This window comes from Chromohalobacter marismortui (genome assembly GCF_004364315.1).
Lineage (GTDB): Bacteria > Pseudomonadota > Gammaproteobacteria > Pseudomonadales > Halomonadaceae > Chromohalobacter > Chromohalobacter marismortui.
On record NZ_SOBR01000009.1, the window covers coordinates 87,190 to 104,229 of the forward strand.

The window sequence follows — 17,040 nt, forward strand, 5'->3', positions numbered from 1 at the left end:
GCGCTTGCCTTTCATTATATTAGCTATTACTTTTTATATTTATATAATGACTCAGGCAGACGAGCAAACACGATGATGGTGACACACCGAAATACACGATGGCGGCATGGCCGTGTCTTGGGATTCAGCCTGATCGAAGTGCTGATCACCCTGTTCATTCTGTCGTTCGGCATGCTGGGGTTGGCGGCTATCCAGGCCCAGGTGCTGCGTGCCCAGCGGCATGCCGATGCCGAGTCTCAGGCGGTGCAGCGGGTGGTGGCCATGCTCGAACGCTTGCGTATCGATCGCCACGGCGCGCTGGTCGGCACCTACGATCAGCCGTGCAGTGACGACCCCAGCAGTGCCGCATCGGCCCAGGTACGCGCCTGGTTGACGGGGCTGGTGAATGCGCTTCCCCAGGCACAAGGCTGTATCGAGGTGGTGGGGAATGACGACGTGGCCACGGCCACGGTAAAGGTGATGTGGCAATCGCCGCGTGCGCGCTGGAGTGATGACGATGGACGGCGGCAATACCGATTGCAGACACGGCTTTGAGCGACTCACTCCAGGGCGACGACGCCAACGCGGTGTGTCGTTGATCGAGTTGATGGTGAGCCTGGCGCTGAGCATGATCGTACTGCTTGGTGTCATCGACCTGTTCATCGCCTATCAGCATCAGTATCGCCTGCAGGCGCAACTGGCCCAGATGCAGGAAAGTGGACGCTTCGTCACCGAGGTGCTGACGCGGGAGCTGCGCAAGGCCGGATATTCGTCATGGCGGCGCGCACAGACTTTTCCGGCGACATTGCAATTTGCCCAGGGCGCTATCGTGGCGGGGGACGACAGCACCTTGCGGGTCCGCTATTACGGGAGCACGGATGGGGCTCTTCAGGATTGCCTGGGGGGGCATCTCGAGGGCGCGGACATCACGCGGGCCACGTTGTCGCTGAACGGCTCGCAGGGGTTGGAGTGTGCGGTGAACGGCGCGTCTCCCCAGCCGCTCGACGCGAATATCGAGGCCATGGCGCTGCGTTATTTCGTCGGGGATGGCTGGCGTCGCGCCGCGCGCATCGGCGATTGGGCCAGCGTCAAGGGCGTGAGCATTGAATTGCTGGTGGCCTCGCGACAGGATGGGCTCGTCGACGCGGTATCGTCGTATGTCTTCAACGGTGAAACCGTTACGGCAGCGGATCACCGCCTGTACCGGGTGTACGCCACGAGCGTGGCGCTGCGCAATGTGACGTCTCCGCCGCTTGCCTTATCGCGGGACGAAACGTCATCGTGAGTGCCCGCGGTCCCTCTCGGGAGCGGGGCATGACGCTGGTCGTCGCGCTGATTCTGCTGATGGCGATGACGGCGCTGGGAGTCGCCGGACTGCAAGGCGCTGTCCTGCAGGAGCGCATGGCACGCAACGTCATGGATCGTCAGGTGGCGTTTCAAGCGGCGCAGGCGGCGCTTGAAGAAGGCGAATGGCGATTGCGCCATGCGGATTACACACTGCCCGCTGCCCAAGGCGGCTGCACGGCGCCTGATTGCCTGAGACCATCGGCGTCGCATGCTAGCCAGTGGTCGGCTGCGCATTGGCGGCGTGAGGGATTGGCCTATGGCGACAGCGGCGCGCCGCCCCTCGCGGGGGGCAGCGAGCCCCCGCGTGTAACGCTCGCCGTACGCGCCAGTGTATGCCCCAAGACCGGCGCCTTTTGCCGAGTACGTGTCGAGATGACCGCTTTCGGCTGGGGAGCTCGCTCGGTGACGCATGCGATACTCGAACGCTGCGTCACGCTGATGCTGCCGCGCGCGGCCGGTGAGGCGTTGATTCAAGCCCGCCGGGCACTGGCCGATAATGACGACGCGCGCGTCATCCACCCTCTCAAGGGACCTTCTCGTCCGGCGTGGCGCGAGGTATTGCGTTGAATGCAGGGGTCGAGCACCCCGATTTTCGTTTTCAGGAGTCCATGCTATGCGTCGTGACCGCGGGTTTACCCTGATCGAGCTGATGATCGTCATGGTCATCATCGGCATCCTGGCGGCGATCGCCATTCCCGCGTACACCGAGCATGTGCGCAAGGCGCAACGGGCCGACGCCCAGGCCACGCTGATGCAATGGGCATACCGGATGGAGCGTCAGTACACGCAAGATAATTTCTACGATACTGATGGTGACGTACCAAAAGAGACCGACGCTTACAAATTTAAGTCCCAGCCTAATCCCAACAAAAATAAGGGGGAGGGATTCCTGCTACGGGCCATTCCAACCAATAGCCAAAGCGAGGATCGCTGCGGCGTACTGAAGTTATATGATACTGGGGAACGTTCTGCGGGGGGCGAGGACTGCTGGTAACTCGGTCTCCCTGCGCTGCCCCGCACACGCGGCACATGGTAAATTGCGGGTTGTGCTAGCCAAGAACGAGTATCCTTGTGAGTGAATTCTTGATCGTTGGAGGCGGCGTTATCGGCATGATGACGGCGCTGCAGCTCGCCGATGCCGGCCGCCACGTCACCCTGCTCGAACGCGGCGAATGTGGCCGCGAGGCCTCCTGGGCCGGTGGTGGCATCGTCTCCCCGTTGTACCCCTGGCGCTACAGCGCGCCGATTTCCGCGTTATCGCGCTATTCCGAAGGTGCCTATCCCGAGTTGTCGCTGCGCCTGCTGGAAGAAACCGGCATCGACCCCGAATACCGCCAGCGGGGGCTTTTGTATCTGCGTGTCGATGATGAGGATAGGGCACTCGCGTGGGCGCGTGAGGTCGGCAAGCCTCTGGAACGGGTGGGGGCGGAGACGCTCTACGCCAAAGAGCCCAATGCCGTGCCGGGTATCGAATCGGCGCTGTGGATGCCGACTCTGGGCAGCATTCGTAATCCGCGCTTGTGCAAGGCGCTGCGTGCTCGTCTGCAGACGATGCCCAACGTGACCCTGCGTGAGCATGTCGCGGTCGAGGCGCTGGAAGTGACGGATGCTCGCCTTCGCGGCGTGCGCACGTCGGCAGGGCGTGAGACGGCCGAGTGTGTGGTGGTGTGTGGCGGCGCCTGGGCCGGTCAGTTGCTGGCGGGTATCGGCGTGACACTGCCGGTGCGCCCGGTGCGTGGGCAGATGATCCTGTTCAAGGCGCCGCCGGGGCTGGTCGAGCGTGTGGTGCTCAAGGATGGCCGTTACCTGATTCCGCGCGGCGATGGGCGCATCGTCGCTGGTTCGACGCTGGAAGAAGTGGGGTTCGATCAGCGCACCACCGAGGCGGCCAAGGACGCGCTCTACGACAGCGCGCTGTCGATCGTGCCGGCGTTGGCCGAGTGCCCGGTGGAGCATCACTGGGCTGGGTTGCGCCCCGGTTCGCCGGAGGGGGTGCCTTATATCGGGGCGGTGCCGGATATCGAAGGGTTATGGATCAATGCCGGTCATTATCGCAATGGTCTGGTGCTGGCGCCGGCATCGACGCGTCTGCTGACCGATCAGTTGCTGCAACGCACGCCGGTCGTCGATCCCACCCCCTATCGGTTGGGTGGCGTCTGACGACAAGGCGTTTTGCCAGCGCGCCGGCGTTGCGTGACAATACAGCCATGAGGCCGACTCGACGGCAGTTTACCCAGCCAATCGCAATGAGAGAGGCGTATTCCGCTCATGCAAGACCTGACTCTGGTGATGGCCCAGCTCGATCCGCTGGTGGGCGATATCCCCGGCAATACCGCGCAAGCCATCGAGGCCGTGCGCGAAGCGCGCATCGAACATCGTGCCGATGTGGTGGTCTTCCCCGAGCTGTTCCTGACCGGCTATCCGCCGGAAGACTTGTTGCTGCGCGAATCGATGGAAGCACGCCTGGAAGAGGCGCGCGCGACGATGGCGCGCAAGGTGGCACGCGATGTGATGGTCGTCATCGGCTATCCCGGCAGGCGTGATGGCCGGCTGCATAACCTTGCGGGCGTGTTGTACAACGGTGAATGGCGCGGCGAATATGCCAAGCAAGCGCTGCCCAATTACCAGGTGTTCGACGAGCAACGTTATTTCGCGGCGGGGGCATCGCCGCTGGTCATCGAGCATCGTGGCGCCCAGCTGGGCATCCTGGTCTGCGAGGATCTGTGGGACGGCGCGCCGGTGACGCAGAGCGTCGAGGCCGGCGCCGATATTCTCATCACGCTCAACGCGTCGCCCTATCACCGTGACAAGCCCCTGGAGCGCGAACGCCTGTTCGCCGAGCGGGCCCAGGCGGCTGCGCGCCCCCTGGTATACCTCAATCAGATCGGCGGCCAGGACGAGTTGGTCTTCGATGGTGGCTCGCTGGTGCTCGATGCCCAGGGCGAGGTTGCGGTACGTGCGCCGTTCTGGGAAGTCGGCCTGATGCCGGTGCGTTTCACCGATGCACAAGGGGCATGGGCGCCCGAGACCGGCGAATGCGAGCCGCTGTTGGCGTCGGAAGAAAGCTTATATTGCGCGCTGGTGACCGGGCTTCGCGACTACGTCAACAAGAGCGGCTTCCAGGGCGTTGTACTGGGGCTTTCCGGCGGTATCGATTCGGCCCTGTCGCTGGCCATCGCGGTCGATGCCCTGGGCCCGGAGCGCGTGCAAGCAGTGATGATGCCCTATCACTACACGGCGGATATTTCCAAGGCGGATGCGGCCGCGCAAGCCGACTTGCTCGGGGTGCATTACGACGTCATGCCGATTGCGCCGATGGTCGAGGCTTTCACCTCAACGTTGGAAGAGAGCTTCGCCGGGACCGAACGCGATACCACCGAGGAGAATCTGCAATCGCGTTGCCGGGGCGTGCTGTTGATGGCGCTTTCCAACAAGAAAGGGCTGATGGTATTGAGTACCGGCAACAAGAGCGAAATGGCGGTGGGGTATGCCACGCTGTATGGCGACATGGTGGGTGGCTACAATGCCCTCAAGGACGTCTACAAGACGTGGGTCTATCGCCTCGCGAACTGGCGCAATGCGCAGGCGCCGGCGATTCCCGAGCGCGTCATCACGCGTCCTCCGTCGGCGGAACTGGCGCCCGATCAGATGGACAGCGACTCTCTGCCGGGTTACGACGAGCTGGATGCCATCCTGGAGCGTTACATCGAAGGCGACATGAGCGCCGAGGCGATCATCGATGCCGGCTTCGCCAGTGAGGATGTCTATCGGGTCGTGAAGCTGGTCGACCGCAGCGAGTACAAGCGGCGTCAGGCACCGGTGGGCGTTCGCGTGACGGCACGGGGCTTCGGGCGCGATCGCCGCTACCCGATCGTCAACGGCTGGCAGCCGGGGGAATAAACCCGGCTGGCGCCGGGAAGCTATAAGCTGTAAGAGCGGCGCTACGCGCCTGGAAGCTGGAAGTAACCGCTATCTGCCAAGGAAAGCGTTGCAGGTTTTGATGTTTCTTCCAGCTTCCCTGAAGGGGCCGTTACAGCGTCAACGGCTCGGCATCGACATACTCGGGTTCGAAGGTCTTGCCCTCGAGGCGCGGATTGTCCGGGTCATTCTTGATCAGCGTCTGCAAGGCGGTGCGTGCCCGCTCGGGCATGTTGAGTCCCAGGTAACCTTCGACGATAACGGCCAGGGCGTCGCGCGTGGCCGGCGTCTTCGGGTAATGCTGGAGAACCCATTTGCCACGGTTGACAGCCGCCAGGTAAGCGCCCTTGCGTAGATAGAAATCGGCTACTTGTAGCTCATGACGCGAGAGCACATTGCGCAGATAGATGATGCGTTGGCGGGCGTCGGCCGCATAGGGGCTTTCCGGAAAACGTCGCACCAGTTCGCCGAAGTCGACGTAGGCATCCCGTGAAGCGCCCAGATCGCGCTTGGAGATGTCGATCAGCTCGAGACCTTCAAGGCTGAAGCGCCCGGCTTGATAGGCTGCCAGCCCGCGCATGTAGTAGGCATAGTCGACCTGCTCGTGATCGGGGTGCAAGCGAATGAAGCGGCTGGCGGCGGCACGCGCTTGCTCCCAATCTTCAATCTGGTAATACGCGTAGATCAGTTCCAGTTGGGCCTGTTCGGCGTAACGCCCAAAGGGATAACGCGTGTCCAGCGCCTCGAGGCGTGTTACGGCGGTGCTATAACGCCCGGCATCGAGCGCCGATTGCGCTTGCTGGTAGAGCGCCTGCTCTTGAAGGCCCGGTGCCGGCTCGCTGCTGGCGCAACCGGCGAGTAGCGCGCCACTGAGCAGCAACGCACCGAACGTGCCAAGTGAAGGGAATCGCATCGTCATCCTCGTTCAACCAATACGGGGCGGCCGTGCTAGAATCCGCCAGTTCGGAGTCACTATAAAGCAAACGCCCCCGGTGGCGAAATGGAACCGAGCATTGCCATGGCAGATACCGTGCAGCGAGAACAGCGCGTCCCCGACGCGATGGCCGGCCAGCGCCTCGACCAAGCCGCCTCGGCGTTGTTCGCGGATTTCTCCCGCGAGCGCCTCAAGGCGTGGATCAAGTCAGGAGCGCTGACCTGCGACGGCGTGTCGGCGCGCCCCAAGGACAAGTTGTATGGCGGTGAGCAACTGATCCTCGAGGCCACGCTCGAGGAAGATAAACGCTTTGCGCCCCAGGCCATGGCACTCGACATCATCCATGAAGACGACGATGTCATGGTGATCGACAAGCCAGCGGGACTGGTCGTGCATCCTGCCGCAGGCAATCCCGACGGCACTTTGCTCAATGCGCTGCTGCACCATGCGCCGGGACAGATGCAACTGCCCCGTGCGGGTATCGTGCACCGCCTCGACAAGGATACGACGGGCTTGATGGTGGTCGCCAAGACGCTGGCGGCGCATGCGTCGCTGGTCGAGCAGTTGCAGGCGCGTACGGTGTCGCGTGAATACGATGCCGTCGTCACCGGCAGGATGACCGCCGGGGGCAGCGTCGATGCGCCGATCGGGCGTCACCCCAAGGATCGCAAGCGTCAGGCCGTGACGCCCTCGGGCAAGCCGGCGGTGACGCATTATCGTGTCGTGGAGCGCTTTCCCGCTCACACCCATGTGCGCTGTCGGCTCGAAACCGGACGCACCCACCAGATCCGTGTGCATCTGGCACATCGCCGCTTTCCTCTGATCGGTGACCCGGTCTATGCCGGACGCCTCAAGCTACCCGCCGGTGCCAGTGAGGCATTGAAGGATGTGCTGCGGCATTTTCCGCGCCAGGCCTTGCACGCACGCAAGCTGGCCTTCGTGCATCCCGGGACCGGCGAGACGGTGACGTTTCGCGCGGCGTTGCCGGACGATATGCTGATGTTGCTGGATTTTCTGCGCGACGCAGCCGATACGCACGTTGAGTGAGTCTCTCATGAACGAACGTCCCACCTTGATTCTGCCCGATTGGCCGGCGCCGAGTACGGTCGGTGCTTTCGTCACCACGCGTGAGAGCGGCCCCAGCCAGGGCGCCTTCGCATCTTTCAACCCGGCGCATCACGTGGGAGACGATCCTGCCTCGGTAGCCCGCTGTCGTCGCCTGTTGAGTGCTGAACTCGACGACGCTCGCCCCTTGCTATGGTTGAACCAGGTGCATGGCGCCACCGTTCAACAGGAGTACCGCGCGATATTTGCCGAGCAACCGCCGCAAGCGGATGCCTCGGTTGCCTTCGATACGGGACACGCGTGTGCCATCTTGACCGCGGATTGCCTGCCGGTCTTCTTCTGCAACCGTCAGGGTACCCGGGTGGGGGTGGCGCACGCCGGCTGGCGGAGCCTGGCGGGGGGCGTGCTGGAAGCCTGCGTGGCGGCCCTGGGGCAGTCGCCGGACGAGCTCATGGCCTGGTTGGGGCCGGCGATTTCCAAGGCGCAGTTCGAGGTCGGCGCCGAGGTCTTCGAAACCTTCGTGGCCGTGCAGCCCGAAGCGGAAAGTGCCTTCGAGCCGAGCCCGTACCGCCTCGGGCACTATATGGCCGATCTCTATCGCCTGGCGCGCTTGCGTCTGGAGCGGCTGGGGGTGGGGCATATCGGTGGCGGGCATTTTTGCACCGCCTGCGAATCGCGTTTCTATTCCTACCGCCGCGACGATGGTCACACCGGGCGCATGGCCAGCGTGATCTGGCTGCGTTGAGTCGGCGCCTTGCGTCATGTCGAGTATTCTCGAACAGCGGAACGATTTTTGCACGCCTTGCCTTGAAACGCGTTCAGCATACCTCCATTGATCATGTCAACATGAAATGACTTGGCGGCGCGCGTCGGCGCACCGCATTGGAGGAGGATTCGATGCGTATAGATCGAATGACCAGTAAATTGCAGAACGCTCTGGGCGAGGCACAGTCCCTGGCGGTAGGGCGCAGTCATAACCAGCTCGACCCCGGCCATGTCCTGATGGCGCTCGTCGAGGCGCAGGAAAACGGCATCAAGGGCTTGGTGCAAAAGGCCGGTGGCGATGTCTCGCGCCTGCGCAACGGGCTTTCCCAGTATCTCGACGACCTGCCCAGCGTCGGCCAGTTCGACGGCAACGTGCAGCTGTCCTCGGCGCTGTCGCAACTCTTCAACCTCGCCGATCGCGACGCCCAGAAACGTGGCGATCAGTACATCGCCAGCGAGCTGGTGGTGCTGGCGGCGCTGGAAATGAAAAGCGCCATCAGCAAGGTACTTCAGCAGGCGGGGCTGGATGTTCAATCCGTCCGTACTGCCATCGACAGCCTGCGCGGGGGCAGCAAGGTGGACGATGCCTCGGCCGAGGAAGATCGCGAGGCATTGGACAAGTACACCATGGATCTGACCCAGCGGGCCGGAGAGGGCAAGCTCGATCCAGTGATCGGCCGCGACGACGAAATTCGTCGCACGATCCAGGTACTGCAGCGGCGTACCAAGAACAACCCGGTGCTGATCGGCGAGCCTGGGGTGGGCAAGACCGCCATCGTCGAGGGGCTGGCGCAGCGCATCGTCAATGGCGAGGTGCCCGAGGGCCTCAAGGACAAGCGTGTGCTGGCGCTGGACATGGGCTCGTTGCTGGCCGGCGCCAAGTACCGTGGCGAGTTCGAGGAACGCCTCAAGGCCGTGCTCGCGGAGCTGGCGAAGGAGGAAGGGCGTGTCATCCTGTTCGTCGACGAGCTGCATACCATGGTCGGCGCCGGCAAGGCCGAGGGCGCGATGGACGCTGGCAACATGCTCAAGCCGGCATTGGCGCGTGGCGAATTGCACTGCGTCGGGGCCACCACGCTGGACGAATACCGGCAGCACATCGAGAAGGATGCGGCCCTCGAACGGCGCTTCCAGAAAGTCCTGGTCGACGAGCCCAACGAAGAAGACACCGTGGCGATCCTGCGGGGTCTCAAGGAGCGTTACGAGGTCCATCACGGCGTCGATATCACCGATGGCGCCATCATCGCCGCGGCCAAGCTGTCGACCCGCTACATCACCGATCGTCAGTTGCCCGACAAGGCCATCGACCTGATCGATGAGGCGGCGTCTCGGATCCGCATGGAACTCGATTCCATGCCCGAGGAGATGGATCGTCTCGACCGGCGGTTGATTCAGCTCAAGATGGAGCGCGAAGCGCTCAAGAAGGAAACCGACGAGGCCACCAAGAAGCGCCTCGACTCGCTCGAAGCGCAGATCGAGTCGCTGGAGCGCGAGTACGCCGACCTCGAAGAGGTGTGGAAAGCCGAGAAGGCCAGCATCCAGGGCGCGGCACAGTTCAAGGCCGAGCTCGAGCAGGCGCGTATCGATCTCGAGGCGGCACGCCGTCAGGGCGATCTGGGCCGCATGTCCGAGCTGCAATACGGCGTGATTCCCAAGCTGGAGCAGCAGATCGCGGAGGCGAGTGAGCAGGAAACCGATACCGCCAAGCATCAGTTATTGCGCTCCAACGTTACCGAGGAAGAAATCGCCGAGGTGGTCTCGCGCTGGACCGGGATTCCGGTATCCAAGATGCTCGAAGGCGAACGCGACAAGCTGCTGCGCATGGAAGAAGCGTTGCACGAACGTGTCATCGGGCAGGACGAAGCGGTGACCGCGGTGGCTAACGCCGTACGCCGTTCGCGCGCGGGGCTGGCCGACCCGCATCGCCCCAATGGGTCATTCCTGTTCCTGGGGCCCACCGGCGTCGGCAAGACCGAACTTTGCAAGTCGCTGGCCAATTTCCTCTTCGATACCGAAGAGGCGATGGTGCGCATCGACATGTCCGAGTTCATGGAGAAGCATTCCGTGGCGCGACTGATCGGGGCGCCGCCGGGCTATGTCGGCTATGAGGAAGGCGGCTACCTGACCGAGGCGGTACGCCGCAAGCCTTACTCCGTGCTGCTGCTCGACGAGGTCGAGAAGGCACACGCGGATGTCTTCAACATCCTGTTGCAGGTGCTCGAGGATGGCCGGCTCACCGATGGCCAGGGGCGCACGGTGGATTTTCGCAATACGGTGATCGTGATGACCTCCAACATGGGCTCGGACATCATCCAGCGCATGGGCGGCGATGACGCCGATTACAGCGCGATGCGCGATGCCGTGATGAGTGTGGTGAGCGATCACTTCCGCCCGGAGTTGATCAACCGCATCGACGAAGTGGTGGTGTTCCATGCGTTGGGGCAGGAGCAGATCCAGTCCATTGCCAGTATCCAGCTCGACCGCCTGCAGGCGCGTCTCGCCGAGCACGAGATACGCCTCGAAGTCAGCGACGACGCGCTGGCGCAGTTGGCGGTGGTGGGATTCGATCCGGTGTTCGGCGCCCGCCCGCTCAAGCGCGCCATCCAGAGTCGTATCGAGAACCCGCTGGCGCAGGAACTGCTTGCTGGGCATTTCGCGGCGGGGGATACCATTCACGTCACCACAGAAGACGGCCATCTCGTCTTCGCCAAGTGACACGCGCGGCCCGAATGTTCGGGCCGCTCGATGCGTCCGCTATACGTTAAGCTGGTCGTCCTTCTGCCCGTGACGCACTTGAACTGCCCCCCGAAAGTTGGACACCCATCCGACCTTCGGGGTGTTTTTTGATGCCGAGATGCGACGCGGGAGTCAAGTTGCGGGGTTTTTGTGCCTGTCATCACGCGGTTTGCAACTACCTGCTTGGCGCGGAACCTGGGTACGTCAATCGGAAACTGCGCCATACCACAGGGTGTATGCGGGTGATGAAGGTTGACAGCTCGAGGGTGCTGATGGAATCTAGGTGGTTCCTGATTGCGGGCGCAGCCATTGACGGGTGATCCTCGGCCGCTGCGTGAAGGGTAGGTTGCAAAATGCCTCTACCCGCCTGTCGAAGGAGATCAAGGGTATGGGCCAAACGCCTGTTCCCGCCAACCCCGACACGGCGATCTGCCGTGCCAGGAATCGCTCGGGCCAGCCGGTCTCGGCGGTTTCTATGAGTGCGGGTCCTCACCCCGGGCCCAGAGCCAGGATTATGGCATCAGGTGCCGGCGCAGCCGGCAGCGGCGTACCGCCGCATCGACACTTCGCTGTCCGTAACGTGGCAGTGGAATGGCACTCGTTATCTCCAGGGGAGAACTACCAGTGGAATTGCTTTCCGGCGCCGATATGATCGCCCGCTTCCTGCAGGATGAGGGCGTCGAACGTATCTATGGTTATCCTGGTGGCGCAGCCTTGCATATCTATGATGCGCTGTTCCGCCAGGACAAAGTCAAACACATCCTCGTTCGTCATGAACAAGCCGCTACCCATGCGGCCGATGGCTATGCGCGTGCCTCGGGCAAACCCGGCACGGTGCTGGTCACCTCCGGCCCCGGGGCGACCAATGCCGTCACCGGTATTGCTACCGCCTACATGGATTCGATCCCGATGGTGGTGCTGTGTGGCCAGGTGGCCAGCCACCTGATCGGCGAAGACGCCTTTCAGGAAACCGATATCGTCGGCGTGACCCGCCCCATCGTGAAGCACAGCTTCGCCATCAAGCACCCTTCGGAGATTCCCGAGGTGCTCAAGAAGGCTTACTACCTCGCCGCGACCGGCCGTCCGGGCCCGGTAGTGGTGGATATCCCCAAGGATATGACGGCGCCCACCGAGCGTTATGAGTACGTCTATCCGAAGAAGGTCAAGATCCGCTCCTACAATCCGGTGACGCGCGGTCATAGCGGCCAGATCAAGAAAGCCGTGGACATGATGCTCAAGGCGCGGCGGCCGGTGTTCTATACCGGCGGCGGGATCGTTACCAGCGGTGCGAGCGAAAGCCTGACGGCGTTGGTTAAGCGTTTGGGTTTCCCCATTACCACCACATTGATGGGGATCGGCTCCTATCCGCAGACCGATGGTCAATCGCTGAGCTGGCTGGGCATGCACGGCAGTTACGAGGCCAACATGGCCATGCACCATGCCGATCTGATCATTGCCATCGGCGCGCGTTTCGATGATCGCGTGACCAACAATACGTCCAAGTTTTGCCCCACGGCCAAGATCGTGCATGTCGATATCGACCCCAGCTCGATCTCCAAGACGGTGCGCGCCGATGTGCCGATCGTGGGACCGGCGGATAGCGTCATCAATGAGATGATCAGCCTGTTGCAAGGCCGGGAAATGGCCAATGCCGAGGCGCTGCCTGAATGGTGGTCGACCATCGACGGTTGGCGCGCCGAACGCGAAGGCAAGCTCTACGAGCCGTCCCAGCCGGGCGAGCGGCTCAAGCCACAGGAGGTCGTCGAAGCGGTATATCACATCACCCGCGGCGAGGCCTACGTGACCACCGATGTCGGCCAGCACCAGATGTTCGCGGCGCAGTACTACAAGTTCGACAAGCCCAACCGTTGGATCACCTCCGGGGGGCTGGGCACCATGGGCTTCGGTTTTCCGGCGGCAATGGGCATCAAGCAGAACTTCCCCGATGACGTCGTGGTGTGCTTCACCGGAGAGGGCAGCTTTCAGATGATGATGCAGGAACTGTCGACGTGTAAGCAGTTCGGCACCGGTGTGAAGATCATCAACCTCAACAACGGAACGTTGGGTATGGTGCGCCAGTGGCAGGATCTCAACTACAAGTCGCGCCATGCGCACTCGTATGTGGAGTCGCTGCCGGACTTTCAGAAGTTGATCGATGCCTACGGTTTCACGGCGCTCAAGGTGGAACGTCACGACGAGCTCGATGCGGCGCTGGAGCGCACGTTCGCCGATAACGACGAACTGGTGTTCCTCGATATCGACGTCGACCCCCGGGAACACGTCTATCCGATGCAGGTGCCCCTGGGTGCCATGCGTGACATGCTGCTTTCGAAGACGGAGCGGACCTGATGCGCCACATCATCTCGATTCTGCTGGAAAACGAACCCGGCGCCCTGTCCCGCGTGGTGGGGTTGTTTTCCCAACGCAACTTCAACATCGAAACGCTCAACGTGGCCCCTACCGAGGAGCCGAGCCTGTCGCGCCTGACCGTGACCACGGAGGGCGATGATCGCGTCATCGAACAAATTACCAAGCATCTCAATAAGCTCATCGATGTGGTCAAGCTGGTCGACCTGACCGAGGGCAATCACATCGAGCGCGAGTTGATGCTGGTCAAGGTGAAGGCGTTGGGCGCGAGTCGTGACGAGGTCAAGCGCACGGTGGATATCTTCCGCGCGCAGATCGTCGACGTCACGCCGAGTGTCTATACGGTGCAGATCACCGGCGATGCCGGCAAACTGGACGCTTTCATCCAGGCCATGGCGCCGATCGGCATCCTCGAGGTGGCGCGTACCGGCGTATCGGGTATCTCGCGCGGTGACAAGATACTCGGTCTTTAAGCTGTACTTGCCTACCATGCCACTAAGGCCGCTCTGACGAGCGGCCTTTTGCTTCAAGAGGCCAGGGCTAGCGGATCTGCGACCAAAGCGCCTTGATCAGCGGATTGCGTAGCTTTTTCTCGGTGACGCAGAGTCCGACTTCGTAAGGCGTCAACGCGGGGTCGACCTCGAGGGCCTGAATACGTTCGGCCAAAGGGCTGTTGTCGACCACGATTTGCGGGACTACGCCGACCCCGAAGCCCAGTCCGACCATGCTGACGATGGCTTCGTTGCCGGCTACCTGGGCATAGATGCGCGGCTTGATGCCCAGCTGGCGGAACCAGGCATCCGTACGTTCGCGGGCGAGGCCCGACTCCGAGAGTATCATGGGAATGCTGCCCCAACTGGCGGCGTCCGTCGTGGCGGTAAGGCCAGCCAGCCATTCCGGCATGGCGCGTGGCGCGATGAACAGCAACGGCGACGTGGCGATTGGCTTGAACGCCAGCTGGGCGGGCAGCGTCTCGGGGCGCGCGGTGATCGACATGTCCTCTTCGCCGCTCAAAACGCGTGAAATCGCACTGGCCGGGTCGCCGGTATGCAGTTTCAATTCGATGCGCGGATGACGCAGGCGAAACTCGCTGAGCAACTCGTAAAGAAAGCTGTAGCTGGCGGTCACCGAGCAGTAGATGCTGATTTCGCCGGATAGCTCGCGGCTTTCCGCCATCAGCGAGTGACGAAATACATCCCATTGCTCCAGGGTATCGCGTGCATAACGCTGGAAGAGACGGCCTTCATGGGTCAGGCGGACACTGCGGTTGTCGCGTTCGAACAAGGTGACGCCGAGTTGTGTCTCCAACTGGCGGATCGTGCGGCTCAGCGTCGAAGGGCTGACGTGACACAGCTCGCTGGAGCGGCCGAAGTGCAGGGTATCGGCCAGGCTGAGGAACTGCTGGTAGGGACGCGTATCCATGATAATTTCATTTCAGATTTCGGCATACGGTATTGCAAATATAGCGTTTTACGCAACGCCTGAGGCTAGGTAAAGTGATGCCAAAGCGTCGCGGCAGACGACGCTCATGGCGGAAGGCCATCAACGCTGACACTTCACACCTTTCTTCTTCGATATCTGGAGTACACGGCATGCGCGTTTATTACGACAAAGATTGCGACCTCTCGCTGATCCAGGCGAAGAACGTCACCATCGTGGGTTATGGTTCCCAGGGCCATGCCCATGCCCATAATCTCAAGGAATCCGGCGTCGAGGTCACCGTGGCACTGCGTCCAGGCTCCTCATCCGTGGCCAAGGCCGAATCGGCGGGCTTCAAGGTCGCCTCCGTGCCCGAGGCCTGCAAGACGGCGGATGTGTTGATGCTGCTGGCGCCTGACGAGAACCAGAAGGCGATCTACGAGCAGGATATCGCCCCTCACTTGAAGGAAGGCGCGACGCTGGCCTTCGCGCATGGCTTCAATATCCACTACAACCAGGTGACGCCGCGCGCGGATCTGGACGTGATCATGATCGCGCCCAAGGCGCCGGGCCACACGGTGCGTTCCGAATTCGTGCGTGGCGCGGGCGTTCCAGACCTGATCGCCGTGCAGCAGGATGCCACGGGGCAGGCCAAGGAGTTGGCGCTGTCCTACGCTGCTGGCGTGGGTGGTGGCCGTAGCGGCATCATCGAAACGACCTTCAAGGATGAAACGGAAACCGATCTGTTCGGCGAGCAGGCGGTACTGTGCGGTGGCGCGGTCGAGCTGGTCAAGGCCGGTTTCGAGACGCTGACCGAGGCCGGGTACGAGCCCGAGATGGCCTACTTCGAGTGCTTGCATGAGCTCAAGCTGATCGTCGACCTGATGTACGAAGGCGGCATCGCCAACATGAACTACTCGATCTCCAACAATGCGGAGTATGGCGAGTACGTCACGGGTCCCAAGGTCATTAATGAGCAGTCCCGGGAAGCGATGCGCCATGCCCTGAAGGACATCCAGACTGGCGAATACGCCAAGATGTTCATCAACGAGGGGAATAGCAACTATCCGTCGATGCATGCACGTCGTCGCCTGAATGCCGAGCATCCGGTCGAGCAGGTGGGAGCGAAGCTGCGTGGCATGATGCCTTGGATTGCGGCCAACCAATTGGTCGACAAGAGCAAGAACTAAGCACTTTTCGCAAGCCGATAGAGAGCGGGCGCGGCCAAAGGGCCGCGCCCGTTTACGTTTTGGGTCGTCAAGAACGCCGACTGTCGACTAGGATTGCAGTGTGTAGAATGTCGGAATGGCCCATCAAGGGCCGTCCCATGGCAACGGATGACTTTTATGACGCAAGAATCGGGCACGCCGGAATCGCCCAAGAAAGCCGACACCGAGGAGATCTCGGAGGGCAGCTCGGCTTTTCAGGACGAAGACGAAATCATCGAGGAAACCATCGAGAACGGAAAGCGCGTGCGTCGGAGGGGTATCTATTTGTTGCCTAACCTCTTCACGCTCTCGGCGCTATTTTCTGGCTTCTTCTCCATTATCGCGGCGATGAACGGCAACTTCTCCGGGGCCGCTATCGCGATTTTCGTCTCCATGGTGCTCGATGGGCTCGACGGGCGCGTGGCACGGATGACTAACACGCAAAGTGCTTTTGGTGCCGAATTCGACAGCCTGGCCGACATGGTCTCGTTCGGGGTGGCGCCGGCTTTGGTAGCGTTCTCATGGATCCTGCAAGACGTGGGCAAGATCGGTTGGATTGCGGCCTTTATCTTTGCCTCGGGGGCAGCCTTGCGTCTGGCGCGTTTCAATGTGCAAATCGGCAGTACCGACAAGAAGTGGTTCGTGGGCTTGCCGAGTCCTTCCGCTGCGGCGCTCGTCGCCGGCTGTGTATGGACGCTTCATAAGTTCGACGCCGACGCCCTGGGGTTCAAACTGTTCATTGCCTTCGTCGTCGCGGCAGCGGGTGTGTTGATGGTCAGCAATATCCGCTACCACAGCTTCAAGGAAGTCGATTTCAAAGGGCCCGTCCCCTTCGTCGTGCTGCTAGCGATTGTGCTTGCGTTCGTGGTGATTTCACTCGAACCTTCGCTCATGCTGCTGATCCTGTTCGGTTGCTATGTAGTGTCGGGACCTCTGTTCGCGCTCATGCGCAAGTTGCGCTGAGGCCGTTTCCTGATGTCCGGTGCCGACCATGGTGTGGCGCCGAATTATCCACACCCTTTTTCATGTGTCGCCCCGTTCGGGGTGTGGATAAGGTAGTGGATGGCGATCTGGAGCGCCCTTCAGCCGAAATATAGTCATTGCGTCGTGGCATTCGTGAAAAAACCCCTTGCGTTCACGGCGCTGTATCCGTAGAGTACGCATCCGCTGCCGGCGACGGGCTTCGTGGCCGGCGGTGTGAAGGTGGCGCAAGTGACTGACTTGCTTGAGATTTCCAGGTTCGCCTCGAGACTTCTCGCTTGACAGTGACGCCGGATTCGGTAGAATGCGCCGCACCTCGAA

15 protein-coding genes are annotated in these 17,040 nt (G+C 61.9%); 13 read left to right on the plus strand and 2 right to left on the minus strand.

What is annotated here, in order from left to right; translation table 11 throughout:
- The first annotated feature begins 72 nt into the window (after nt 1-72).
- The 6 genes from C8E00_RS15285 to C8E00_RS15310 all read left to right on the plus strand — a co-directional run bounded on the left by C8E00_RS15285 (nt 73) and on the right by C8E00_RS15310 (nt 5,226).
- Nucleotides 73-534, plus strand: coding sequence for a prepilin-type N-terminal cleavage/methylation domain-containing protein (locus C8E00_RS15285; RefSeq protein WP_166638343.1), 462 nt, complete (start codon nt 73-75; stop codon nt 532-534).
- Nucleotides 497-1,264, plus strand: a complete 768-nt coding sequence (locus C8E00_RS15290; RefSeq protein WP_166638344.1) for a PilW family protein — start codon at nt 497-499, stop codon at nt 1,262-1,264. The genes C8E00_RS15285 and C8E00_RS15290 overlap by 38 nt, the downstream gene beginning before the upstream one ends.
- 29 nt (nt 1,265-1,293) lie before the next feature.
- Nucleotides 1,294-1,893: a pilus assembly PilX family protein gene (locus C8E00_RS15295; RefSeq protein WP_133698382.1), complete on the plus strand. Its 600-nt coding sequence runs from the start codon at nt 1,294-1,296 to the stop codon at nt 1,891-1,893.
- A gap of 46 nt (nt 1,894-1,939) precedes the next feature.
- Complete coding sequence (locus tag C8E00_RS16825; protein WP_133698383.1) at nt 1,940-2,320, plus strand: type IV pilin protein; 381 nt, start codon at nt 1,940-1,942, stop codon at nt 2,318-2,320.
- Between the two features lie 77 nt (nt 2,321-2,397).
- Entirely contained in the window at nt 2,398-3,486 is a 1,089-nt protein-coding gene (thiO, locus tag C8E00_RS15305) for a glycine oxidase ThiO (RefSeq protein ID WP_133698384.1), read from the plus strand.
- A gap of 108 nt (nt 3,487-3,594) precedes the next feature.
- Entirely contained in the window at nt 3,595-5,226 is a 1,632-nt protein-coding gene (locus tag C8E00_RS15310) for an NAD+ synthase (RefSeq protein ID WP_133698385.1), read from the plus strand.
- Nucleotides 5,227-5,356: 130 nt separating this feature from the next.
- On the opposite strand, the gene C8E00_RS15315 is transcribed toward C8E00_RS15310, so the two are convergent.
- On the minus strand, nt 5,357-6,157 hold the full coding sequence (locus tag C8E00_RS15315; protein WP_133698386.1) for an outer membrane protein assembly factor BamD: 801 nt from the start codon (nt 6,155-6,157) through the stop codon (nt 5,357-5,359).
- 105 nt (nt 6,158-6,262) lie between these two features.
- Between C8E00_RS15315 and rluD the strand changes: the two genes are divergently transcribed.
- From rluD to ilvN, 5 genes are all read left to right on the plus strand, one after another.
- On the plus strand, nt 6,263-7,225 hold the full coding sequence (rluD, locus tag C8E00_RS15320) for a 23S rRNA pseudouridine(1911/1915/1917) synthase RluD (RefSeq protein WP_133698387.1): 963 nt from the start codon (nt 6,263-6,265) through the stop codon (nt 7,223-7,225).
- 7 nt (nt 7,226-7,232) lie between these two features.
- The gene (gene pgeF, locus C8E00_RS15325; RefSeq protein WP_424948554.1) at nt 7,233-7,988 is read left to right on the plus strand and encodes a peptidoglycan editing factor PgeF; all 756 of its coding nucleotides are present in this window, start codon (nt 7,233-7,235) and stop codon (nt 7,986-7,988) included.
- Between the two features lie 152 nt (nt 7,989-8,140).
- Nucleotides 8,141-10,723 (plus strand): ATP-dependent chaperone ClpB, encoded by a 2,583-nt coding sequence (clpB, locus tag C8E00_RS15330; protein ID WP_133698389.1) that lies wholly within the window; start codon nt 8,141-8,143, stop codon nt 10,721-10,723.
- A gap of 645 nt (nt 10,724-11,368) precedes the next feature.
- The gene (locus tag C8E00_RS15335) at nt 11,369-13,093 is read left to right on the plus strand and encodes an acetolactate synthase 3 large subunit (protein ID WP_133698397.1); all 1,725 of its coding nucleotides are present in this window, start codon (nt 11,369-11,371) and stop codon (nt 13,091-13,093) included.
- Nucleotides 13,093-13,584, plus strand: a complete 492-nt coding sequence (gene ilvN, locus C8E00_RS15340) for an acetolactate synthase small subunit (RefSeq protein WP_133698390.1) — start codon at nt 13,093-13,095, stop codon at nt 13,582-13,584. The genes C8E00_RS15335 and ilvN overlap by 1 nt, the downstream gene beginning before the upstream one ends.
- A 67-nt stretch (nt 13,585-13,651) precedes the next feature.
- Here the strand turns inward: ilvN and ilvY are convergent, their stop codons facing one another.
- A complete protein-coding gene (ilvY, locus tag C8E00_RS15345; RefSeq protein WP_133698391.1) occupies nt 13,652-14,533 on the minus strand; it encodes an HTH-type transcriptional activator IlvY in 882 nt (293 codons plus the stop codon).
- 170 nt (nt 14,534-14,703) lie between these two features.
- On the opposite strand from ilvY, the gene ilvC reads away from it, so the two are divergent.
- Both ilvC and pssA read left to right on the plus strand, forming a co-directional pair.
- Nucleotides 14,704-15,720, plus strand: a complete 1,017-nt coding sequence (ilvC, locus tag C8E00_RS15350; RefSeq protein ID WP_133698392.1) for a ketol-acid reductoisomerase — start codon at nt 14,704-14,706, stop codon at nt 15,718-15,720.
- Nucleotides 15,721-15,876: 156 nt separating this feature from the next.
- Entirely contained in the window at nt 15,877-16,701 is an 825-nt protein-coding gene (pssA, locus tag C8E00_RS15355) for a CDP-diacylglycerol--serine O-phosphatidyltransferase (RefSeq protein ID WP_133698393.1), read from the plus strand.
- Nucleotides 16,702-17,040 lie beyond the last annotated feature (339 nt).

What these genes read in the sequence shown, in the direction of transcription:
- C8E00_RS15315 (WP_133698386.1), bottom strand. Translation starts at nt 6,157, where the DNA reads ATGCGATTCCCTTCACTTGGCACGTTCGGTGCGTTGCTGCTCAGTGGC.
- C8E00_RS15310 (WP_133698385.1), top strand. Translation starts at nt 3,595, where the DNA reads ATGCAAGACCTGACTCTGGTGATGGCCCAGCTCGATCCGCTGGTGGGC.
- C8E00_RS15290 (WP_166638344.1), top strand. Translation starts at nt 497, where the DNA reads ATGGACGGCGGCAATACCGATTGCAGACACGGCTTTGAGCGACTCACT.
- clpB (WP_133698389.1), top strand. Translation starts at nt 8,141, where the DNA reads ATGCGTATAGATCGAATGACCAGTAAATTGCAGAACGCTCTGGGCGAG.
- C8E00_RS15285 (WP_166638343.1), top strand. Translation starts at nt 73, where the DNA reads ATGATGGTGACACACCGAAATACACGATGGCGGCATGGCCGTGTCTTG.
- ilvN (WP_133698390.1), top strand. Translation starts at nt 13,093, where the DNA reads ATGCGCCACATCATCTCGATTCTGCTGGAAAACGAACCCGGCGCCCTG.
- ilvY (WP_133698391.1), bottom strand. Translation starts at nt 14,533, where the DNA reads ATGGATACGCGTCCCTACCAGCAGTTCCTCAGCCTGGCCGATACCCTG.
- C8E00_RS16825 (WP_133698383.1), top strand. Translation starts at nt 1,940, where the DNA reads ATGCGTCGTGACCGCGGGTTTACCCTGATCGAGCTGATGATCGTCATG.
- pgeF (WP_424948554.1), top strand. Translation starts at nt 7,233, where the DNA reads ATGAACGAACGTCCCACCTTGATTCTGCCCGATTGGCCGGCGCCGAGT.
- pssA (WP_133698393.1), top strand. Translation starts at nt 15,877, where the DNA reads ATGACGCAAGAATCGGGCACGCCGGAATCGCCCAAGAAAGCCGACACC.
- ilvC (WP_133698392.1), top strand. Translation starts at nt 14,704, where the DNA reads ATGCGCGTTTATTACGACAAAGATTGCGACCTCTCGCTGATCCAGGCG.
- rluD (WP_133698387.1), top strand. Translation starts at nt 6,263, where the DNA reads ATGGCAGATACCGTGCAGCGAGAACAGCGCGTCCCCGACGCGATGGCC.
- C8E00_RS15295 (WP_133698382.1), top strand. Translation starts at nt 1,294, where the DNA reads ATGACGCTGGTCGTCGCGCTGATTCTGCTGATGGCGATGACGGCGCTG.